19 protein-coding genes are annotated in these 22134 nt (G+C 72.3%); 9 read left to right on the forward strand and 10 right to left on the reverse strand.

Annotation, left to right across the window (positions count from 1 at the left end; genetic code table 11):
- Positions 1-20 precede the first annotated feature (20 nt).
- Together DEI89_RS06640 and DEI89_RS06645 are read right to left on the reverse strand one after the other, a co-directional pair.
- On the reverse strand, positions 21-3356 hold the full coding sequence (locus tag DEI89_RS06640) for an ATP-dependent DNA helicase (RefSeq protein ID WP_110903260.1): 3336 nt from the start codon (positions 3354-3356) through the stop codon (positions 21-23).
- Positions 3353-6520 (reverse strand): UrvD/REP family ATP-dependent DNA helicase, encoded by a 3168-nt coding sequence (locus DEI89_RS06645; protein WP_146236699.1) that lies wholly within the window; start codon positions 6518-6520, stop codon positions 3353-3355. Before DEI89_RS06645 ends, DEI89_RS06640 begins: the two co-directional genes overlap by 4 nt.
- A 141-nt stretch (positions 6521-6661) precedes the next feature.
- Here DEI89_RS06645 and DEI89_RS06650 point away from each other — a divergent pair, with 141 nt between their 5' ends.
- A complete protein-coding gene (locus DEI89_RS06650; protein ID WP_110903262.1) occupies positions 6662-6886 on the forward strand; it encodes a DUF3107 domain-containing protein in 225 nt (74 codons plus the stop codon).
- Positions 6887-6896: 10 nt separating this feature from the next.
- Positions 6897-7193, forward strand: coding sequence for a hypothetical protein (locus tag DEI89_RS06655; RefSeq protein WP_110903263.1), 297 nt, complete (start codon positions 6897-6899; stop codon positions 7191-7193).
- A gap of 105 nt (positions 7194-7298) precedes the next feature.
- Here DEI89_RS06655 and DEI89_RS06660 read toward each other — a convergent pair whose 3' ends face one another.
- On the reverse strand, positions 7299-8012 hold the full coding sequence (locus DEI89_RS06660; RefSeq protein ID WP_258366129.1) for a ferritin-like domain-containing protein: 714 nt from the start codon (positions 8010-8012) through the stop codon (positions 7299-7301).
- An 84-nt stretch (positions 8013-8096) separates the two neighbouring features.
- Here DEI89_RS06660 and DEI89_RS06665 point away from each other — a divergent pair, with 84 nt between their 5' ends.
- The gene (locus tag DEI89_RS06665; protein WP_110903386.1) at positions 8097-9665 is read left to right on the forward strand and encodes a DEAD/DEAH box helicase; all 1569 of its coding nucleotides are present in this window, start codon (positions 8097-8099) and stop codon (positions 9663-9665) included.
- Between the two features lie 212 nt (positions 9666-9877).
- Here DEI89_RS06665 and DEI89_RS06670 read toward each other — a convergent pair whose 3' ends face one another.
- Entirely contained in the window at positions 9878-10750 is an 873-nt protein-coding gene (locus DEI89_RS06670) for a PHP domain-containing protein (protein WP_110903264.1), read from the reverse strand.
- A 149-nt stretch (positions 10751-10899) separates the two neighbouring features.
- Between DEI89_RS06670 and DEI89_RS06675 the strand changes: the two genes are divergently transcribed.
- On the forward strand, positions 10900-12384 hold the full coding sequence (locus DEI89_RS06675; RefSeq protein ID WP_181421532.1) for an aminopeptidase P family protein: 1485 nt from the start codon (positions 10900-10902) through the stop codon (positions 12382-12384).
- A 10-nt stretch (positions 12385-12394) separates the two neighbouring features.
- The gene (locus tag DEI89_RS06680; protein WP_220033207.1) at positions 12395-12868 is read left to right on the forward strand and encodes a GNAT family N-acetyltransferase; all 474 of its coding nucleotides are present in this window, start codon (positions 12395-12397) and stop codon (positions 12866-12868) included.
- A gap of 162 nt (positions 12869-13030) precedes the next feature.
- Here the strand turns inward: DEI89_RS06680 and DEI89_RS17320 are convergent, their stop codons facing one another.
- Positions 13031-14176, reverse strand: a complete 1146-nt coding sequence (locus DEI89_RS17320) for a general stress protein (protein ID WP_146236700.1) — start codon at positions 14174-14176, stop codon at positions 13031-13033.
- Positions 14177-14268: 92 nt separating this feature from the next.
- On the opposite strand from DEI89_RS17320, the gene DEI89_RS06690 reads away from it, so the two are divergent.
- The 3 genes from DEI89_RS06690 to DEI89_RS06700 are packed head-to-tail and all read left to right on the forward strand — an operon-like array spanning position 14269 to position 17348.
- Positions 14269-15600: a magnesium transporter MgtE N-terminal domain-containing protein gene (locus tag DEI89_RS06690; protein WP_110903266.1), complete on the forward strand. Its 1332-nt coding sequence runs from the start codon at positions 14269-14271 to the stop codon at positions 15598-15600.
- A gap of 46 nt (positions 15601-15646) precedes the next feature.
- A complete protein-coding gene (locus tag DEI89_RS06695; protein ID WP_110903267.1) occupies positions 15647-16195 on the forward strand; it encodes a DUF1003 domain-containing protein in 549 nt (182 codons plus the stop codon).
- Positions 16188-17348, forward strand: a complete 1161-nt coding sequence (locus tag DEI89_RS06700; RefSeq protein ID WP_110903268.1) for an Mrp/NBP35 family ATP-binding protein — start codon at positions 16188-16190, stop codon at positions 17346-17348. Before DEI89_RS06695 ends, DEI89_RS06700 begins: the two co-directional genes overlap by 8 nt.
- A gap of 15 nt (positions 17349-17363) precedes the next feature.
- Here the strand turns inward: DEI89_RS06700 and DEI89_RS06705 are convergent, their stop codons facing one another.
- Positions 17364-17738, reverse strand: coding sequence for a twin-arginine translocase TatA/TatE family subunit (locus DEI89_RS06705; RefSeq protein ID WP_110903269.1), 375 nt, complete (start codon positions 17736-17738; stop codon positions 17364-17366).
- 63 nt (positions 17739-17801) lie between these two features.
- Between DEI89_RS06705 and DEI89_RS06710 the strand changes: the two genes are divergently transcribed.
- Positions 17802-18434, forward strand: coding sequence for an O-methyltransferase (locus DEI89_RS06710; protein WP_110903388.1), 633 nt, complete (start codon positions 17802-17804; stop codon positions 18432-18434).
- 122 nt (positions 18435-18556) lie between these two features.
- Here DEI89_RS06710 and DEI89_RS06715 read toward each other — a convergent pair whose 3' ends face one another.
- The 4 genes from DEI89_RS06715 to dapE form a co-directional block, all read right to left on the reverse strand.
- Positions 18557-19228, reverse strand: coding sequence for an AAA family ATPase (locus DEI89_RS06715; protein ID WP_110903389.1), 672 nt, complete (start codon positions 19226-19228; stop codon positions 18557-18559).
- Positions 19229-19453: 225 nt separating this feature from the next.
- Complete coding sequence (locus tag DEI89_RS06720; protein ID WP_017887054.1) at positions 19454-19624, reverse strand: DUF3117 domain-containing protein; 171 nt, start codon at positions 19622-19624, stop codon at positions 19454-19456.
- A gap of 106 nt (positions 19625-19730) precedes the next feature.
- On the reverse strand, positions 19731-20978 hold the full coding sequence (locus tag DEI89_RS06725; protein ID WP_258366130.1) for a mannosyltransferase family protein: 1248 nt from the start codon (positions 20976-20978) through the stop codon (positions 19731-19733).
- Positions 20975-22057: a succinyl-diaminopimelate desuccinylase gene (gene dapE, locus DEI89_RS06730; RefSeq protein ID WP_110903271.1), complete on the reverse strand. Its 1083-nt coding sequence runs from the start codon at positions 22055-22057 to the stop codon at positions 20975-20977. The genes DEI89_RS06725 and dapE overlap by 4 nt, the downstream gene beginning before the upstream one ends.
- Between the last annotated feature and the right edge of the window lie 77 nt (positions 22058-22134).

Here is a 22134-nt window from a genome sequence, read left to right on the forward strand (position 1 = left end):
CCCGGGAGGCCCGACCAGCGTCAGCCGATCGCCTCGCGCCAGGCGCGCTCCAGTCCGGCACGGTCGAGCAGCGACGACGGTCGGACCTCGAGGTCGTCGGCGACGAAGTAGAACACCGCGTCGACGTCCTCGATCGGCCGACCGGTGAACTCGGCGTACGCGACGCGGTACAGCGCGAGCTGCAACTGCCGACGGTCCAGGTCGTCGGCACCGCTCGGGGCCTTGCCGGTCTTCCAGTCGACGACCTCGATGCGTCCGTCGATCTCGTAGACGGCGTCGAGCTTGCAGACGACGCTGTGCCCGAGGAACGGGATGTGGATCTCGCGCTCGACCTCGACCGGGGTCAGCCCCGCCCACCGTGAGCGGGCGAAGGTGTCCTGGAAGTCGGCCAGCCGTCGGGCGTCGTCGTCGCTCACCGCGACGTCGCCAGCGGAGGCCGGACCGCCCGCGGTCGTCTCGTCCGGATCGGCGTCGAGTTCGCCGTCCCACGCGTCGAACCCGCCGTCCCATCCGCCGAGCGCCGCCGGCGCCCCACCCCGTGCGCGCTGCTCGACCCACTGGTGGAAGAGGGTGCCGAGGCGCGTCGCGCGGTACGGCCGCTCCGGCATCGGTCGGCGCAGCCGCTCGGCCACCCGGTCCGGTTCGCCGAGGTAGTCCTTGAAGCCCGACGCCGGCACCCGGTGCGGGACGACGACCTGGTGCGCGGCTGACCGGGAGGCCCGGCGTTCCGCCAGCAGCAGGTCGATGTCCGCCGCGTAGCGACCGGCGGCACCGGGGTTCGCGTTCCGGACCCGGTCGGCGGCGGCGAGCACACGGGGCCCGCGGGAGCCGAAGGGCACGTGCGGCCACGTCTGCGACGCGCCCTGGTCCCCGAGCGGGTTCGTCTCGTGCGCGGTGCTGTCCGGGATGCGGCCCGCGTCGAGCACGCCGGCGTCGACCAGGTCGTGCAGGTACCGGCTCGGTGCGGTCGGCTTCACACCGGTCGACCACGACGACCCGCTGACGAGCAGCTCGTGCTTGGCCCGGGTCAGCGCGACGTAGGTGAGGCGGCGTTCCTCGTCCTCGTTCCGGGCCTTGACCTCGTCCTTGAAGGCGTCGATCGCGTCGACCACGTCCTTCTGGGTCTCCTGCCCGCGCCAGTGCAGGCGGGGCAGTTCGTCGGCGTCGCCGCGGAACTCGTACGGCAGCCGACCGAAGCCGAGCCAGCCGGTCGAGCCCTCCTGCGGCCGGGCCGGAAGTCCGCCCTCGACCATGCGGGGCACGGCGACGGCGTCCCACTCGAGCCCCTTCGACCCGTGGATGGTGAGGATCTGGACGGTGCCGCCCTCGGGTTCCTCGGACCGCGGACCCATGTCGTCGCGGCGGGCGGCCGCGTCGATCCAGCCGAGGAAGGCCCCGAGGTCAGCCCGGTCGTCGGTCTGCACGAAGCCGCTGAGCTCGTCGACGAAGGCGTCGAGGTACGCCGAGCCGCCCTGCTCGTGCGCGGTGACCTCGATGTCCAGCCGCATCTCCTGCACGACGAGCGTGACGAAGTCGACCAGGTCGCCGCCGGCACGGGCTCGCAACGAGGACAGCTGCGCCCCGAGGGCCCGCATGCGCTCCCGTCCGGCCGGGCTGATGTCGGCGAGCGCGGAGTGGTCGTCCGGTGCGGTCGTGACGAAGTCGAGGGCGTCGACGACGGACCCGTGCTCCCCCGCCGCGACCGATGCCCGGAACGCCGCCGTGACCTCGTCGTCGAGCCGTCGGTGCGTGTGGTCGCGGCCGAACAGCCAGCGGGCCAGGCCGTGCAACGCGACGATGTCCGCTGCCCCGATCCGCCACCGGGCACCGGCGAGCAGCCGGATGAGGTCGTTGCCCGCGGCCGGGTCGTGCAGCACGCGGAGACACGCCACCAGGTCGACGATCTCCGGTCGCTGCAGCAGTCCGCCGGTCCCGAGCACGTGGTACGGCACGGCCCGGGCTCCGAGCGCCGCCGTGAAGGCGGACAGGTCCTTCCGGGCACGGAGCAGCAGCGCCATAGACCCGCCGGGGTTCCGTGCCCGGTGGTCCGCGAACCAGGCGGCCACCGCGTCGGCCTCCTCCGGCAGGGTCTCCGGGAACACCGCGCTGACCTTGCCGCGATCGGCGCCGGGCCGCGGTGCGAGGCGTTCCACCTGGACCTCGGACGCGCTCGAGAGCGGCTCGACGACGGCGTTCGCGGCGGCGAGCACGTCGACCGGGTTCCGCCAGCTGGTCGACAGGGCGTAGGTGACGACCGGTTCGCCCGCCGGGTCCCCGAAGTCGGCCGGGAAGCGCGCGAGGTTCGCCGCACTGGCCCCGCGGAAGCCGTAGATGGACTGGTGCGGGTCCCCGACCGCCATCACCGGGTGGTCGCGGAACAGCCGGGCCAGGAACCGCGTCTGCACGACCGAGGTGTCCTGGTACTCGTCGAGCAGCACGACGGCGAACCGCGAGCGCAGGTCGTCTGCCACCCGCGGGGCAGCGTCGGCGGCCGCGAGTGCCAGGGCGATCTGGTCCGAGAACTCGACGAAGCCGCGGTCGACCTTCTGTCGGCGGAACTCCTCGACCAGGTCCGCGAGCGGTTCGAGGGACCCGACCGCGGCGACGGCGTCGGTGACGGCCTTGTACGGCGTGCCGCGACTCGACCCGGGCAGTTCGAGCAGCCCCCCGAAGTCGATCGAGAAGCGGCGGAGGTCGGCCGGGTCGACGAGGTGCTCGGAGGCGGCCCCGGCGAGCGCGACGACCGCGGCGGTGATGGTGTCGACGTTCCGGTCGAGGCCGGCGAGGCGGTCGTCCCGAGCGCCCACGACGACCCGTCGGGCGAGCTGCCACGCGGAGGGTTCGGTGAGCACCTGGGACTCGCCGTCCCGCCCGACGAGCAGGGCGTTCTCGCGGAAGACGGCGTTCGCGAAGGCGTTGTAGGTGGAGACGGTCGGCGCGAGGAAGGCGTCCCCGGCCTCGATGAGCCCGGCGTCCTCGAGCGCACCGATCCGGTCGTTGATGCGGACGCCGAGCTCCCCGGCGGCCTTCCGGGTGAAGGTCAGCCCGAGCACCTGGTCAGGCTGCACGAACCCGTTCGCGAGCAGCCAGACGACGCGGGAGGCCATCGTCTCGGTCTTCCCGCTGCCGGCACCCGCGACGACGAGGGCCGGGGCGAGCGGCGACTCGATCACGGCGCGCTGCTGCTCGGTCGGCCGGGGCTTGCCGAGGGCGTCGGCGATCTCGTCGGCCCCGTACCGGCGGCGGGCCGGGCGCGCATCCGGTACCGCGCCTCCGGTCGGTGCGGACGCGGGGGCCGCAGCCGGGGACGCTGCGACGGACGCAGCCGTCTCGTCCACCGTGGTCTCGTCGCTCACCAGGTGACCTCCCCCACCACGTGGATCCGGCACTCGGTGCCGGTGCGTGCCCGGTCGCAGTGGTCGTCGACGTTGGCCAGGAACGTCCGTCCCGCCATGCCGCGTGCCACGGTGTGCAGGCGTTCCCGGTAGGCCTCGCGTGACTCCGGGTCGAGGGCCCGCTGCGTCCGCTCGGAGTACGCGTGCACGCCCTTCGGGTTCTGCACGAAGACGAGCCGGGCGTCCGTGGTCTCCGCACCCTCCGGCACCCCCTCGACCGCCCCGTCCGCGACGGCGAGCTGGTAGGCAGCGAGCTGCGGGTGCCCGGGCATGTCGTTCTTCTCACTCGGCATGGACCGTCCGGTCTTCAGGTCGACGATGCTGATCCGGCCGTCGGGGTCGACCTCGATGCGGTCGATGCTCCCGCGGACCCGGGCCGGCCCGGTCACGAGCGCGAACGAGGCCTCGGCCCCGAGCACCCGTCGACCCGCGCTGGCGAAGGTGCGCAGGTAGTCGCTGAGGCCCTCGATCATCCGTCGGGTGCGGGCGCGCTCGCGGTCCGCGACCCACGGCGACTCGAAGACCAGCTCGTCCCAGCGTTCCTCGACCCGGTGCCACAGCGACTCGACGTCCACGTCGGTGGCGTGCTCCATCGCCTCGTGCACGATCGTGCCGATGCCCATCGCCGGGCTCGGCGCACCGCCGCCGAACGTCTGCGCGAACCAGTGCACCGGGCACTCCTCGAAGGTGCCGATCCGGGAGGGCGACACCGCCACCGTCGGCGGGACCGGCTCAGCGGCGTCCCCGTCGACGTCCTCGGGCACGACCGGCTCGGCCTCCAGGTCGACCAGGGGTGCGTCCGTGGACGGTTCGACGATGCCGTACCAGTCGTCGGGGGCCGCGCCGGGAACGTCCTCGGCCGCCAACCCGGCCAGCGCCGAAGCGGCCTCGTGGTCCCCGGTCGCCACGACACGGCGACGCAGCGACCCGGCGAGCCCGCGCAACGACAGCGGGTGCGCCGACGGTTGCCGGTCCGGCGGCACCGGCACCAGCCGCACGAAGGGCGAGGGTGACTCGTCGTCGTTCGCGACCGTGGCGATGACGACCTGCGTCGTCGCGCGGGACACCGCCCGCGCGAACAGGCGGAGTTCGTCGCCGATCACCGCGGCGCGGTCGTCCGTCGGCGAGTGCGGGATCCCCGCCGCCGCCCGCACCAGCCCGTCGGGGTCGAGCAGGCTGCCGCGGACGCGGGTGTTCGGCCAGACGCCGTCCTGGAGGCCCGTCACCACCACGACGTCGCACTCCAGTCCGACGGTGGCCGAGGGGGTCAGCACGCGGACCCGTCCGGCGGTCCGGTCCGGCCCGATGGAGTCCTCCGGCAGGTCCGCACCGAGGAGGTCGTCGACGAACACCCGGGCGGGGGCGTCCGGCGTCCGCTCGACGAAGCGCTTGGCGGCGGTGAACAGCCCGACGACCGCGTCGAGGTGCCGGTCCGCCTCGGCCGCGCCGACCCCGCCGGCGACGGACTGCGACCGCCACACGCCGGCCAGACCGCTGCGTTCCCAGAGGCCCCAGAGGATCTCCTCGATGCTCGCACCCGACTCGGCGTCCTGCCGTGCGGTCACGAAGCTCGTCGCGAGCCGCATCGCACGTCGGGCGAAGGCGGCGTCGATCGTGGCCAGGCGTTCCGGGGCGCCCAGCGCGTCAACGAGCAGTTCGTCGGCCGTGCGGGTCCCGCCACCGGCAAGCTCCTCACGGCGGAGCGCCAGGCGGAGCCGACGGATCGCCAGGGTGTCGAGCCCTCCCAGCGGCCCGGTCGCGAAGGACGTCGCCAGGTCGGCGTCGAGCGGCACGACCCCGAGCGCGACGGCGGCGGCGTCGACCAGCGTCCGGGACGCCGTGTCGTCACGCGGACGGGTCGGCGCGGCGCCGGCCGTGGCGGGGACCTCCGCCACCGAGAGCGCCCGGACCAGTTCGGGGATCGCCGCACCGCTGCGGGTGACGACGACCATCCGGTGCCACGGGACGCCGTCGAGCAGCCGGTGTTCGCGGAGGCGTCTCGCCACCGCGGCCACCATCGCGGAACGGCTGGGTGCTTCGAGGTGCAGGACCGCGTCGAAGCGGCCACGGGCCTCCCGGGCGAGGGCTGCACGCTGGCGACCGGCGGCGGCCGTGCCGATGCGCCCGGTGATGCCGGTGACCAGCGCGCGGACCGGCGCGGCGTGCCGGTGCACGGTGCCGAGCACGATCTCCTGCACGTGCGCGACCCCGAGGCGCGGGCCGAGCCGACCGAGCACGTCGGGCACGCCGCCGCGGAACGCGGAGGCGGCGATGTCCGGGTCACCGAACGCCACCACCTGCACACCGGAGCGGGCCAGGGCACCGAGCAGCGCGATCTCGCCCTCGACGAGTTCCTGCACGTCGTCGACGACCACCAGGCGCAGTGCGGCGACGGCCGGTGGCAGTTCGCCGCGGAGCACGGCTGCCGTGGCGAAGGCGACGAGTTCGGCGGCGTCGAGGCTCGTCGACCGGAACGCCGTGACGGCCGCCCGGTACTCGTCCACGAAGTCGCCAGCGGCGCGCCACTCGGGGTGTCCGGTGTCGTCGCCGAGCTCCCGCATGTCGTCGGGTTCGATGCCGGCGGCGACCGCGCGCATCATGAGGTCGCGGAGCGCGGTCCGGAAACCCGCACGCTCGCGGACCACCTCGGTGATCGGTGCCGGCCAGTCCGGACCCGTGCCGTCGAGTTCGTGGCCGTCCAGGAGGTCCGCGATGATCCGGTCCTGTTCGCCGCCGGTCAGGAGGGTCGGTGCGTCCTGCCCCTGTGCGGCCGCCGCGTGCGCGACCACCTGGAAGGCGAGGGAGTTGACCGTGCGGGCCAGGGCGCCCGGCGTGACCCGGTCCACCGCGGCGGCCAGACGGTCGCGGAGCGCGGTCGCGGCGACGCGCGCCGACGTGAGTGCGAGGACGGTCGCGTGCCCTGCCGGGTCGACCGCACCGGGGCGGGTGTACCGATCGGCCACCAGTCGGGTCAACGTGCTCGTCTTGCCGGTCCCCGGGGCGCCGATGACCGCCGCGTGCACCCCGTCGGGCAGGGTCAGCACGGCCTGCTGCGCCGGGTCGTCGACCAGTGCGCGAGCGACCGAGCCGAGGTCCGGCGCGGGCATCAGGGTGGTCGGTGGCACGGTCGTACGGTACCCACCGCGGCCGACATCGCGGGCCGCCCGCGCCGGGCTGAGGATGCCCTCGTGGGCCCGCGGCGAACGCCTCGTGCGCCCGCGGCGAACGCTCGGGGCCGGCCGGTGGCGCTCGACTAGGGTGAGGTCGTGGACATCAAGATCGGCATCATCAACAGCCCCCGCGAGATCGGTTTCGAGACGGCACAGACCGCCGACGAGATCGAGACCGCCGTGTCGGACGCCCTCGCGGCCAAGGCGACGCACATCTCCCTCAAGGACGACAAGGGCCGCCGTTTCATCGTGCCGGTCGCATCGCTCGCGTACGTCGAGGTGGGCTCGGAAGAGTCCCGCCGCATCGGCTTCTTCGCCTGACGCTCCCCGCATGGAGCTCCTCTTCGCCGTCCTCGGCGGGATCCTCCTGGGGGCGGTCGCCCACGTGGTCGTGCCCTGGCGCACGACCCGTGGGGTGCTGATCGGCCCCGTGGTCGGCGGCATCGTCGCGGCCGTCCTGTGGGAGGTCCTGACCTGGGCCGGTTGGTCGTACGGCGGGACCTGGATCTGGGTCGTCGCCCTGGTGGGTGCCGGCGTCGTCGCGCTCGTCGTCGAGGTCGTGTTCGGCCGTCGCCGCAGCGCAGCCGACGAGGCGCACTACGAGCGGATGGTCAAGCAGGGGGCCTGAGGCTCTCTTGCGTCGACCTGTCGCGGCGCTGGCAGATCGCTGTGTCGACCTGTTGCGGCGCTGGCGGATCGCTGTGGTGGGGCCGGACCGCTGCCACCGCGCCGCTCAGGCCGTCAGGCCGAGCGCGTCCATCCGGCGCGTGTGCGCGGCGATGAGTTCGGTCCAGACCGGCTCGAGCCGCTCCTGGTCCTCCCGAGCATGGGAGGCCAGCGCCGACCGGGCGACCAGCAGCGTGTCTCCCACGAGCCGCCGGCCCCACATCGCCAGACGGGACGCCACCACGGGGTCCTCGTCGATCCGGGCGGTGAGTTCCTCGACCACGGCGGGCTCTTCCCGGGTGTCGAACACCGTGCGCAGGCGCTGCCGGACGTCGATCGGCAGCGAGCGCAGCAGGTTCGCGAACAGGTCGTTGAGGATGCCGGCGGTGACGTACCCCGTGAGCATCGACTCGTACCAGTCCGCACCGCTCGTGCGCTCGAGGAAGCGGTCGATCGCGTCCCGGTGCGGGGCCATCAGATCGGCCGGCTCCTTGCCGCCGCGCTCGATCTCGGCCACGATGGCACGGTGCCGCTCGAGAGCGGTCGTCGCGAGCACCCCGGTGACCAGACGGCCCGAGAGCGTCGGCGCACCGGCGCCGGCACGGCCCATGGTCTCGTACAGCGACAGCTGCAGGTAGGCGGCCTGGCCGAGGTAGACGTCCAGCTCCGGGCTGACGTCGTCCAGCTGCAGACGCTCGACGGTCCCGCTGCGCGGGTTCCGCGACGCGAGCCAGGCTGCAGCGAGCTGCCCAGCACGCTTCCGGTTCCACCACGACACCACCCGCCCAGCATACGGGTCGGGTGATCCCCCTCCGGCACGTCGGTAGACTGGCCCGGACTCCTCCCCACGAACAGGGTGAACTTCTTGACTTTCTCAGAACTCCAGATCGAGCAGGACATCGTCGATGCGCTCGCGAGCAAGGGCATCATCGAGCCCTTCCCGATCCAGCAGCAGACGATCCCGCTCGCCCTGACCGGCCAGGACATCATCGGTCAGGCCAAGACCGGCACCGGCAAGACCTTCGGGTTCGGCCTGCCGCTGATCCAGCGCATCGGCGCCGACCCCGCACCGGGTGTGAAGGCGCTCGTCGTCGTCCCGACCCGTGAGCTCGCCGTGCAGGTGAGCGAGGACCTCGAGTCCGCGATGGTCAACCGTCCGACGAAGCTGGTCTCCATCTACGGCGGCAAGGCGTACGAGGGCCAGGTCGAGCAGCTCAAGGCCGGCGCGCAGATCGTCGTCGGCACGCCCGGGCGTCTCATCGACCTGCAGCGGCAGCGCCTGCTCGACCTCTCGCACGTGCAGGAGATCGTCCTCGACGAGGCCGACCGCATGCTCGACCTCGGGTTCCTGTCCGACATCGAGCGCATCTTCCAGGCGGTCCCCGAGGTCCGGCACACGATGCTCTTCTCGGCGACGATGCCGGCACCGATCGTCGCGCTCGCCCGCCGCTTCATGTCGCGCCCGGTGCACATCCGGGCGACGGACCCCGACGAGGGTCTGATGCAGGCGAACATCAAGCACGTTATCTACCGCGCCCACTCCCTGGACAAGGACGAGGTCATCGCCCGCATCCTGCAGGCCGAGGGTCGCGGCAAGACCGTCATCTTCACCCGCACCAAGCGTGCCGCAGCCCGCATCGTCGAGGAGCTGAAGGACCGCGGCTTCAACGCCGCCGCGGTCCACGGTGACCTCAACCAGGAGCAGCGCGAGCGCGCGATGGCCGCCTTCAAGGCCGGCAAGCGCGACGTCCTCATCGCGACGGACGTCGCCGCCCGCGGCATCGACGTGGACGACGTCACGCACGTCATCAACCACACGATCCCGGACGACCCGGACACGTACCTGCACCGCGCCGGCCGCACCGGTCGTGCGGGCAAGACCGGCATCGCGGTCACGTTCGTGGACTGGGACGACCTGCACAAGTGGACGCTGATCGACAAGGCACTCGAGTTCGGCATCCCCGAGCCCGTCGAGACCTACTCGTCGTCGCCGCACCTGTTCACCGACCTGGACATCCCGGCCGGCACCAAGGGCCGCCTGCCCGGCACCACGTCGCACGCGGCGACCGCCGGCACCGAGAAGTCGTCCGCTGGCTCGCGATCGGGCTCCGGCTCCGGCTCGCGTTCCGGCAGCGCCGGTGAGTCCCGGTCGCGCAACCGCAGCCGGTCCGCCGGTTCCGAGCAGTCCGGCTCGCGTCGCACCTCGGGTGACCGTCCGGCGACGGAGCGCTCTGCTCCCGCCGAGGACGTCACCGCCCAGGCTGCCACGGCGCATGCCGCCACCACCCCGGCCGACGGTGCGCCGTCCTCCCCCGCCGGTGACGAGTCGGGCGACGGCACGCAGAAGCGTCGCCGCCGTCGCCGCCGTCGTGGCGGCAGCGGCTCGTCCGAGGCGACCGCCTCGACCCCGCAGGGTTCCTCGGACGGCGAGTAGCGCCTCCAGACCGACGGCCCCGTCACCCCGGTGACGGGGCCGTCGTCGTTCCCGGGCCCGCTGGCGGCTCGGCGGCGGCGTGGTGTGCGAAAGCGACAGATCTGCGCCGGATCCCTCGCGCGATCTGTCGCTTTCGCGTCTCCGTCGCGCACCGCGCCGCCGGACGGGAGGCCCGCGGCCGGTCCCGCAGGACCGCGTGCAGGCCAGGCGCGTCAGAACAGGCGCGAGCCCGGGCCGACGACGGGCGCGCTGCCGGTCGCCTGCTCGACGATCGCGTCGAACGAACGGCGTGCCGTGCGGTGCTCGCCGAGGCGGTTGGGTTTGCCCTCGCCGTGGTAGTCGCTCGACCCCGTGACGAAGAGCCCGAACTGCGCGGTCCAGTCCAGGAGCGTCCGCTTGCCGTGCGCCTGGTTCTCGCGGTGGTCGACCTCGAGACCTGCGAGACCCGCGTCGACGAGCTCGCGGAGCATCGGCTCGTCGATCACGATCCCGCGCGAGGACGCCGCCGGGTGTGCGATCACGGGGACACCACCCGCTGCACGGATCAGCTCCACGCCACGCAGCGGGGTCGGGGCCTCGTGCGGCTCGTAGTAGCCGGAGGACGGGTGCAGGATGCCGCGGAACGCCGCGCTCCGGTCGGTCTCGAGGCCGAGTCGGACCAGGGCGTCGGCGATGTGCGGGCGACCGATCGTCGCGCCCTCGCTCGACTCGGCCAGGACGTCGTCCCAGGTGATCGGGTGGTCGCGGCCGATGGCGTCGACCATGCTGCGAGCGCGGGTGAGGCGGCCGTCGCGGATCGCGGTGGTCTCGGCGACCAGGCCCGGGTCCTGCGGGTCGACCAGGTAGCCGAGGACGTGCACGCTGCGCCAGCCGATCCGGGTGCTGAGCTCGAGCCCTGGCACCAGCGTCATCGGGAGCTGCCGGACCGCTTCGGTCGCCTCGTGCCACCCCGCGGTGGTGTCGTGGTCGGTCAGGGCGACGCCGTCGAGGCCGCTGGCCGCCGCAGCCCGGACGAGGTCCGCCGGGCGCTCGGTGCCGTCGGAGACGCTCGAGTGAGCGTGCAGGTCGATGAACGGATCAGGCACGCCGCAATGCTATCCACAGGTCACCAGCCGGTCGGACGCCGTTCACAGACGAGGGTCCGGCCGACATGAGCGCGGTCGACTCCGGCGATGAGCGTGTGCGGACGGCGGCGCCGGAGCCTGATCGGTGGAGCGGTGGGATGATGGGACGCATGGCCGACACCACTCCCCGCGCGACGAGCAACCGCTCCACCACTCCCGGCTCGTCCGTCTTCAAGGACCACATCGCGTCGAACTGGGCGGAGCGCGAGCGTCCGCTCCCGGCGCCCCGTGAACAGTCCGCCTTCGCTGCCGCGCGTCGTGCGCGGCTCTCCGAGCTGCACACCGGCCGGACGCTCGTCATCCCCGCCGGGCAGGCGAAGGTCCGCTCGAACGACTGCGACTACCCGTTCCGCCCGCACTCCGCCTTCGCGCACCTGACCGGGTGGGGCACGGACACCGTCGTCGGTTCCGTGCTGGTCCTCACGCCGAACGGCAGCGGACACGACGCCACGCTCTACTTCCGTGCGACCGCCGGCCGCGACTCCGAGGAGTTCTACGCCAACCCCGAGATCGGCGAGTTCTGGGTCGGCCCGCGCCCCTCCCTGCCCGAGGTCGCCGCCGACCTCGGACTGGCGACGGCCGACCTCGGGGAGCTCGACGGCGTCCTCGACGGGCTCGACGCCTCGGTGCTGGTCGTCCGCGACGCAGACACCGACTTCACGCGTGCGCTCGACGAGCGTCTGGGTGCGACGGTCGGCGGCGCCGAGGAGCAGGACGACGCCCCGGCGACGACGGACGTGCTCTCCCGCGACCTGTCCGAGCTGCGCCTGGTGAAGGACGCGTACGAGGTCAACGAGCTGCGCAAGGCCGTCGACGCCACGCAGCACGGCTTCGACGACGTCATCGCCGACTTCGACGCCGTCCTGGCGCACCCCCGCGGGGAGCGCATCGTCGAGGGCACCTTCAACCGCCGTGCCCGCGCCGACGGCAACACGGTCGGCTACGACACGATCGCGGCTGCCGGCCACCACGCCTGCATCCTGCACTGGACGCGGAACGACGGTGCCGTGCAGCCGGGGGACCTCATCCTCATCGACGCCGGGGTCGAGGTCGACTCGTTCTACACGGCAGACATCACCCGCACGCTGCCGGTCAGCGGCACGTTCTCCCCCGTGCAGCGGATGGTCTACGAGGCCGTCCTGGAGGCTGCCGACGCGGCGTTCGCGATCGTCAAGCCCGGCATCACCTTCCGGGAGGTCCACGCGACCGCCATGCAGGTCATCGCCCGGAAGACGGCCGAGTGGGGCTTCCTGCCGGTCTCCGCCGACGAGTCGCTGCTGCCGGAGAACCAGTTCCACCGCCGCTACATGGTGCACGGCACGAGCCACCACCTCGGTCTCGACGTGCACGACTGTGCCAAGGCCCGGCGTGAGATGTACCTCGACGGCATCGTGCAGCCCGGCATGGTGTTCACGATCGAGCCCGGGCTGTACTTCCAGCAGGACGACCTGACCGTGCCGGAGGAGTTCCGCGGCATCGGTGTCCGCATCGAGGACGACGTCCTGGTGACCGAGGACGGGGCCGAGAACCTCTCGGCGCACATCCCCAGGACCCCCTCGGAAGTGGAGGGGTGGATCGCCCGCACTCCGCGCTAGCCTGGGGCTCGTGAGCGCTGAAGCCCCCTCGAGCACCTTCCTGATCGACGTCGAGCACTTCGACTCGCCCGACGCACAGCGGTTGCGTGCAGCCCAGCGCATCGAGATCGACAGCACGTACGGCGCGGACACCGAGCCCGGCCCGAAACCGACGGCGGACTCGATCGCGGTGTTCTTCGTGGCGCGTGACGGTGACGGCACCCCGGTGGGCTGCGGCGGCCTGCGGATCGTCGACGACGGCATCGCCGAGGTGAAGCGGATGTACGTGCGGACGGAGTCCCGCGGATCCGGTGTCGCGGCCGCCATGCTGCGTCGGCTGGAAGAGGCGGCGCTCGACCTCGGGTCGCCGGCGCTGGTCCTCGAGACCGGCAGCGAGCAGAAGCGGGCGATCGCCTTCTACGAGCGTGAGGGGTTCAGCCGCATCGCAGCCTTCGGCCCCTACGTCGGCGCCGACCGCTCGGTCTGCTACTCGAAGATCCTCTGACCGGCGGGCGCCGACCAGCGGGCGCCGACCAGCGGGCGCCGAGCAGCAGGCACCGAACAGCAGGGGCCGGGCAGCGGGCCCTGCACTCGGCTCGCCCGGCAACGAGGAGGGGCTCCCGGACCATCTGGTCCGGGAGCCCCTCCTCGTCAGCGCGGGTGGTGGTCAGTCACCGCGTTCGTCCTCGCGACGAGCCTGGTCGGTGTCGACCGTCGCACGCTCGCCCGTCTGCTCCTCGGACTCGGGAGCGGCGGTCCGCTCGCCGTAGCGGGGGCCGTCGTTCGTGCCGTGCTGCGCCGAACCCTCGGGGCGCTGTGGCGGGTTCACGCCGCGGTCACCGGAGGCGTCGCGGGCGGCACCGTCGTTGGTGCCGTACCGCGGGCCTCCCGTCGAGTCGCGGCGAGCGTCGTCGGCGGGAGCCCGGCGAGCGGAGTCGTCGTCCGTCCCGTAGCGGGGACCGTCGTTGGTGCCGTAACGGGGACGGCCGTCCGGCGTCGGTGCCGCCTGCTGGCCGGTGCCCGGCTGCTGGTGCGGCGTGGCGTGGCCGCCGTAGGGCGAGCCCTGCTGCCCCTGCTGGCCCTGCTGGCCGTACTCGCCGTACTGCGGAGCACGGCCCTGCGTCGGCACACCCTGGCCGGGACCGCCCTGCGGAGCACCACCCGGCCCGACCCCGGGACGCCACGGCTGCTGGCCGACCTGACCCTGCTGTCCGACCTGACCCTGCTGGCCGTACTGCCCCTGCTGGCCCTGTTGCCCGTACTGCCCCGGCTGTCCGCCTTGCTTCGGGTTCCCAGCACCCGGCTGGTCCCACGCCGTGTGCTGGATCGCGCCGGCCTGCCCGAGGATGCGCTGCGCCTGCCCGGAGAGCTCCGGCTCGACGACGATCTGGTAGTTCGTGGCGAGGACCTGGTGGACGCTCGTGAAGTCGCGCTGTCGCTTCGTGATGGCGAAGGAGACGATGCCGTAGAGCATGCCGAAGCCTGCACCGATGACCGCTGCGGCGGCGAAGAGCCCGCCGGCCGACGGTGAGAAGAGGGTGAGGACGATGCCGAAGAAGAACCCGAGCCAGAGCCCGGAGAGCGCTCCCGCGAGGGCGGCGCGGCCGTAGGTCATCTTGCCGGTGACCCGCTCGACGGTCTTGAGGTCGTTCCCGACGATGGCCAGCTTGGCGACCGGGAAGTCCGCTTCGGCGAGCTTCGCGACCACGCGCTGTGCTTCCGGGTAGCTGTCGTAGGTGCCGAGGACGTCACCGCGGGGCAGCGTGGGGAACGCCTGTGCCGTGCGGCCGCCGAAGGGGCTCTGAGTGCTCACACAGTCATCATCCACCGGGCTCCTTGCGATCGCACGAGAACCACCAGGGAAGGGGCGGCGAGCGCGCCGGGACGAGCGACTACGCTGGACGGGTGAGCGCCTCGAAGGTCTTCGTCGCCCGCTTGGCCGGGTGCTCCGTCTTCGACCCCGCGGGCGATCGGGTGGGTCGGGTCCGGGACGTCCTGGTCGTCTACCGCCGGGTCGACGCCCCGCAGGTCGTCGGGTTGATCGTCGAGGTCCCCGGCAAGCGCCGGATCTTCGTCAGCATCGGCCGGATCACGTCGATCGGCGCCGGGCAGGTCATCACGACGGGCCTGGTCAACATGCGCCGCTTCGAGCAGCGCGGTGGCGAGGTCCGGGTGATCGCGGAGATCCTCGGCCGCAAGGTGCTCATCAAGAAGGAGCAGATCCGCGCGACCATCGAGGACGTCGCGATCGAGGACCACGGGCAGGGCGACTGGTCGATCGCGCAGCTCTTCCTCCGCAAGCCGAAGACCACGCCGTCGCCGTTCGGCAAGGGCCCGACGACGTTCGCCGCCTGGAACGAGGTCACCGAGGACGAGCTGCCGGGTGAGTCGCAGTCGGCCGAACACGTGATCGCCGCCTACTCGGACCTGGTGCCCGCCGACCTGGCCTCGACCCTGCTCGACCTGCCGTCCGAGCGACGCTTCGAGGTCGCCGAGGAACTGCCGGACAACCGTCTGGCCGACGTCCTCGAGGAGATGCCGGACCAGGAGCGGATCGAGATCCTCTCGGCGCTCCGTGACTCCCGTGCCGCCGATGTCCTCGACCAGATGCAGCCCGACGACGCCGCCGACCTGCTGGCGCAGCTGCCGGCGGAGCGCAGCGAAGCCCTCCTCGAGCTCATGGAGCCGGAAGAGGCGCAGGACGTCCGGATGCTGCTCGAGTACGAGCCGGACACCGCGGGTGGTCTGATGACCACCGAGCCGGTGATCCTGTCCGCCGACTCGACCGTCGCCGAGGGCCTCGCCCTGATCCGGCGCCACGAGCTGGCCCCGGTGCTCGGGGCCGCGGTCTGCGTGACGCTGCCGCCGTACGAGCCGCCGACCGGCCGCTTCCTCGGCCTGGTGCACTTCCAGCGGATGCTCCGGTACCCGCCGAACGAGCGCCTCGGCACCCTGATCGACCAGCAGACCGAGCCGGTCAAGGTCGACGCGAGTGCCGCTGAGGTGACCCGCGTGATGGCGACCTACAACCTCCTGTCCGTCCCCGTGGTCGACGACGCCCACCGACTCGTCGGGGTGGTGACCATCGACGACGTCCTCGACCACGTCCTGCCGGACGACTGGCGGAGTCAGGACGAGGCCGACGCCAACCCGGGCGCGGTCTCGCGCCCCCGCTCACTGACACGCAGAGCACCGCTGACCTCGGGAAGGAGGACGACTCGTGGCACGCACGGATGAGAACCGCAGGGAACGACCCGAGGAACGTCTCGACTCCCCGAAAGGCATGCGCACCCGCGTCCTGCCGACCCGACGCCGAGGGCGCGGGGACGCGTTCGGTCGCGCCACCGAGGGCATCGCCCGTGCGATGGGCACGCCCTGGTTCCTCATCGGCCTGACGCTCTTCTGCGTGCTCTGGATGGGGTGGAACACGCTGTCGCCGAAGTCGTGGCAGTTCGACTCGGCGGCGATCGGCTTCACCGCCCTCACCCTCGTGCTCTCACTGCAGGCCTCGTACGCGGCGCCGCTGATCCTGCTCGCGCAGAACCGCCAGGACGACCGAGACCGTGTGCAGTTCGAGCAGGACCGGCAGCGGGCCGAGCGGAACCTGGCAGACACCGAGTACCTCGCCCGCGAGGTCGTGGCACTCCGCCTGGCGATGCGCGACATGGCGTCGAAGGACTTCATCCGCGCCGAGCTGCGGTCACTGCTCGAGGAGCTCGACCGCCGCGACGGCGAGCACGAGGACCTCGACGACCTGGACGACCGAGACCGGGACCGCGCGCGGGGCCAGGGGCACGACCGGGGCCACGACCGTTCGGCGACACGTGGCTGACGTCTCCCGGCCGGAGGACCAGCTCGGCACGGCGGTCCTGGCTGCCCTCGGCCGCGTCATCGACCCCGAGATCCGCCGCCCCGTGACCGAGCTGGACATGATCCGAGGGGTCGACGTGCAGCCGGGAGGCTCGGTGCGCGTCGACCTGCAACTCACGATCGTGGGGTGTCCGGCTGCCGACACCATCGAACGCGACGTGCACGACGCTGCGGCGTCCGTCCCTGGAGTGACGAGCGTCGCGGTCGACGTCGACGTGATGTCGCCGGCGCAGCGGGCCGCCCTGACCGACCGGCTGCGGGCGGGCCGACCGAAGGGCGTCCAGTTCACGCCGGACTCGCTGACGAGGGTGATCGCGGTGACGAGCGGCAAGGGCGGCGTCGGCAAGTCCACGGTGACGGCGAACCTGGCCGTCGCCCTCGCTCGTCGCGGGCAGCGGGTCGGCATCGTCGACGTCGACGTGCACGGCTTCAGCATCCCGGGCCTGATGGGCCTCACCGACGAGCACGGCGTCGCGCCTCGCCCGACCCGCGTGGACAGCATGATCCTGCCGCCGGTCGCCCACGAGGTGAAGGTCGTCTCGATCGGCATGTTCGTCGACGACGTCTCCACCGCGGTGTCCTGGCGCGGGCCGATGCTGCACCGGACGGTCAACCAGTTCCTGTCCGACGTGTGGTTCGGCGACCTCGACGTGCTCCTGCTCGACATGCCGCCCGGCACCGGTGACGTGGCGATCTCCGTCGGCCAGCTGCTGCCGCACGCCGAGGTCCTCGTCGTGACCACGCCACAGGCTGCTGCGGCGGACGTCGCCGAGCGCAGCGGGATCGTCGCCCGGCAGACGGGTCAGCGGGTGATCGGCGTCGTCGAGAACATGGCGGGACTCGTGCAACCCGACGGCAGTGTGCTGCACCTCTTCGGCGAGGGCGGCGGCGACGAGACCGCCCGACGGCTCTCCCGCGGGCAGGACTCCCCCGTGCCGGTACTCGGCCGGGTGCCGCTCTCGGTGCCGCTGCGTGCCGGGGGTGATGCGGGCCTCCCGGTCGTGCTGGGTGACCCGACGGACGCCGCAGCCGTCGCGCTCGACGCGGTGGCCGACCGGCTCACCGCGATGGGGCGCGGCCTCGCCGGACGGAGGCTCGGCCTCTCGCTGTCGTGAGGCGGCCGGGCTGCGTCAGGTCGATTCGGCGTCGTACGGTGCCGCCTCGCCGGCTGCCAGCGGCACGATCGGCGCGGGCGCACGGACCTTCGACGCAGTCACCGTCGCCGCGGCCGCAGCCGCCTCGGCACCGGCGGACGGGGAGTCGAGCAGGGCGTCGCGGATGATCCGACGCGGGTCGTACTGACGCGGGTCCAGCTTCTGCCAGTCCACGTCGTCGAAGTCGGGGCCCATCTCCTCGCGCATCCGGTCCTTCGCGGTGTCCGCAAACCGGCGGACGGCCTTGACGAAGTCGGCGAGCTTCTGGGCGTACACGGGCAACCGCTGCGGCCCGAGCAACAGCACGGCGATGATCCCGATGAGCAGGATCTTGTCGAGCTGGATGTTCACGGGAGCGAGCCTAACGCGTGGAGTCGGCGAGTCACCCGTAGAGTTGACCGACGAGGAGTGTGCGTGTCAGAGAAAGACTCGAACTGGAAGTTCGCGGAGGACATCGTCTCCGAACCCGACGGTGTCGCCCGTGCCCGTGAGCGCTCCCTCGAGCTCGGGGTCGAAGCCGTCTCACCCGCCATCGGCGCGCAGATGAGCGTGATCGCCGCCGCCTCGCGGGCGACGAGCATCATCGAGATCGGCACCGGGCTCGGCGTCTCCGGGCTGTACCTGCTCGCGGGTGCACCCGATGCGACCCTGACGACGATCGACGTCGAGATCGACCACCAGCAGGACGCCCGGGACGCCTTCATCGCCGCCGGCACCGCGCCCGGACGGGTCCGACTGATCCCGGGCCGCGCGGCGCAGGTGCTGCCGCGGATGAACGACGCCTCGTACGACGTCGTGCTCATCGACGCCGACCCGGAACACGTCATCGAGTACGTCGAGCACGGCCTGCGGCTGGCGAAGACCGGTGGCACCGTGCTCGTTCCGCACGCCCTGTGGCGCGGCAAGGTCGCGGACCCCGTCAAGCGGGACCGCGCGACGACCGACTTCCGGCTGCTCCTGACCGAGGTGTCCACCTCCGGTGCGGTCCGCAGCGCCCTGTCCCCCGCGGGCGACGGGCTGCTGCAGATGACGAAGCTCACCGACTGACCGCGGTCGCACGGCGTGCCGCCTGCGGTTCGCCGCGGTCGCACGGCGTGCTGCCGACTGCCCGGTTCGGCGGCCGTTCGTACGACGTCGCAGCGCGACCAGGGCCGGCCGGGAGGCACGACTCACGCCAGGTGCCGCAGGTACCGCTCCGGCGCCTCGAGGAACGCCCGCTGGTTCCGGACGAGATCCAGGTCTGCCCAGGCGCTCCGCCGGATGCCCCACTCCCCCACCTCGAGGACGGTCGCGTCCGGGAACGCGGCGAGCACCGGCGAGTGCGTCGACAGGATCACCTGACCGACACCGTCCTCGACGATGGACTGCAGGAGCGCGATCAGCGACAGGCAGCCCGAGAACGACAGCGCCGACTCCGGTTCGTCGAGCAGCCACAGCCCGGGCCACCGCGCCCGTTCGATGACGAAGTCCAGGAACGACTCGCCGTGGCTGCGCTCGTGGAACCGCGGCTCGGGGCGGCTCGGGTTCGGGTGCTGCTCCAGGTAGGTGAAGAAACCGTGCATGGTCTCGGCACGCAGGAAGAACCCACTGCGCGCTGCCCCGAAGTCGCGAACCAGGCGGATGTGTTCCCACAGGTCGGACTCGGACGGTCGTGTCGAGTGCCCGGACCCGGTCGATCCGCCCTCCGGCGCCATGCCGAACGCCAGTGCGATCGCCTCGACCAGGGTCGACTTCCCGACGCCGTTCTCACCGACCAGCACCGTGACGGGACCGAGTTCGAGCCCCTCGTCGAGCAGCTGCCGGACCGGTGCCAGGGTCGCCGGCCAGTCGTCGCGCGGCATCGGGTCCGGGTCGAGGTACTCCTCGATGCGGCGGACCGGCAGGTTGCGGACGCGGTCCCGGGGCACGTGACCATCATGCCGGGCGGGACCGACAGCCTCCAGGTCGTGTCTCCGCGATCGAGTCTCGGCCGGCGAGTCATCCCCACCGGGTCTCCGCCGATGCCGGACGCACGGAAGGTCCGGGACGTACGCGTCCCGGACCTTCCGTGGTGGTGCGTCGACGAACTAGGCCGAGACGACCTCTGCCAGTGCGTCGTGGAGTTCCTTGGCCTCGGCGTCGTTGACCGAGACCACCAGGCGGCCTCCACCCTCGAGCGGAACCCGCACGATGATGAGTCGACCCTCCTTGACAGCCTCCATCGGCCCGTCGCCGGTCCTCGGCTTCATTGCTGCCATCAGATTGTCCCCTTTCGTGCAGTACGAACAGGGGCCATTATCCCGTAGACAGGCACGACTGCGAAACCGCCCAGGTCGGGGGTGCTCCCTGAGCGCACCCTGAGCGTCACGGCGGCGTCCAGTCGTACCCGTCCACCCACCAGCAGAAGTACAGCCAGGTCCACTGCAGGACGACCGCCAGGACCACCATCGCGACCCGGTAGACCCGCGATCGGGGCAGCGCGACGACCCCGAGCAGCGGAGCGATCGGCAGCAGGATCCGCCACGTGCTGGACTGCGGGAAGAACACCGCCAGCAGGTACACCAGGTACGCGACACCCCAGAGTCGGAGCTCCAGGCCGATGCGCCGAGCGGCTGGCTGGAACACCACGGCGACGAAGCCGGCCAGCACCACGACCAGCAGGATCGTGCCCGCCGGCTGGTGGAACCACCACCCGAAGCCCTGCACCCAGGGGGTGAAGGGCACGAGTTCCCCCCAGCCGATGTACGACGACCGCCAGGCGAGCTCGGTGTCGGTGTACGCGCGGGGCACACCGGTGGCGGCCCAGGCGATCGCGGGCCAAGCCAGACCGACCAGTCCGGACACCACGGCAACGATCGCCGGGGCGACGGCCGTCCGCACCGTCAGCCGCTCGGGCATCCGGAGCCAGGCCGGACGGAGCACACCGACGACCACGAACAGGCCCATCAGGAGGGCGAACGCCAGACCGGTCGGACGGGTGATCCCGAGGAGCAGGACCACGGGCAGCATCGCCCAGTACCGCCGCTGCACCAGGAGCAGCAACGCGACGAGCAGGAGCAGCAGGCCCATCGCCTCGGCGTAGGCGACCTGGAACATCACCGAGACCGGAGCGACGCAGAACAGGACCGTGGCGAAGGTCGCGCGGGCCGGGTCGAGGAAGCGCCCCATCAGACGCCGGAAGACCAGGGCCGCGCCCCAGCCGGCGAGCAGCGACACTCCGACGGCCACGAACTCGAACGATGCGCCGGTGACCGTCATGAGTGCCCGGACCGTGAACGGGTACGCGGGCATGAACGCCCACGCGTTCTCGGTCACGTGCCCGGCGGCGTCGATCGGCAGCGTCGACGGGTAGCCGGACGCGGCGATCACCCGGTACCAGGCGCCGTCCCAGATCGAGGCGAACGACAGGTACGACGGGTGCTGCACCGTGAACGAGTTCGCGGTCTGGATCCGCGCGAAGCCGGACATCAGCGCCGTCGTCAGGACGCGCGAGAGCGTGTAGACGACGGTGATCCGCAGCCACCACGGCAGCAGCCGCCACCGGACGACCACCCACGACCGCCCCGCTCGCGGCGACCGTGCGCGGGGCACGGCCGACGAGGCGGTGGTCACGCCGTCAGCCACCGCCGCAGCCCGTCCTCGACGGCCGTGATCTGGGCGACGGGGACCTGTTCGTCGTCGTGGTGCGCGAAGACCGGCTCGCCGGGGCCGTAGTTCACGGCCGGGACGCCGAGCGCGGAGAACCGGGCGACGTCGGTCCAGCCGTACTTCGGCCGCGGCGCCGGACCGCCGACGGCCGCGACGAACTGCTGCGCCAGCGGGGCGTCGAGGCCGGGGCGGGCGCCGGCTGCCAGGTCCACGATCGTGACGTCGTAGCCGTCGAAGAGCTCACGGATGTGCGCGACGGCCTCTTCCGCCGAGCGCGACGGCGCGAAGCGGTAGTTCACGTGCACCATCGCCTCGTCGGGGATCACGTTGCCGGCGATGCCGCCCGAGATGCCCACGGCGTTCAGACCCTCGCGGTACTCGAGCCCGTCCACCGTCACCGTGCGGGGCTCGTACGCGGCGAGGGTGGCCAGGATCGGGGCGGTCTTGTGGATCGCGTTGTCGCCGATCCAGCTGCGCGCACTGTGGGAGCGCTTGCCGGACGTGCGGACCTCGGCGCGCAGGTTGCCGTTGCAGCCACCCTCGATCTGCGCCCCCGACGGCTCCCCCAGGATCGCGAAGTCGCCGGCGAGCAGTTCGGGCCGCGTGCGGGCCAGACGACCGAGGCCGTTCAGCGCGTCGCTGACCTCTTCGTGGTCGTAGAAGACCCACGTCACGTCGACGTTCGGCGCGACGAGGTCGACCGCGAGCTTGAGCTGCACCGCGCAGCCGGCCTTCATGTCGACCGTCCCGCGCCCCCAGAGGATCTCGGTGCCGTCGTCGGCGGTGCGGAACTCCGTCGGCAGGTTGTCGTTGAGCGGCACGGTGTCGATGTGCCCGGCGATCACCACGCGACGTGCGCGACCGAGCTGCGTGCGGGCGACGACGGCGTCCCCGTCGCGGACCACGTCGAGGTGCTCGAGCGGGGCCAGGGCGGCTTCGATCGCGTCGGCGAGGGCACCTTCGTTGCCGGACACCGATTCGATGTCGCAGATCGCGCGGGTGATGTCGATGGACGAGGCGGAGAGGTCGAGCGGCTGCGGCATGCGGGCAGCCTACCGATCGTTCCCCGCAGGTCGGCAGTTCTCCACAGGAGTCCGGGTGGACGGTCTCCGGAGGTGGC

This window comes from Curtobacterium sp. MCBD17_030 (assembly GCF_003224255.1).
Taxonomy (GTDB): domain Bacteria; phylum Actinomycetota; class Actinomycetes; order Actinomycetales; family Microbacteriaceae; genus Curtobacterium.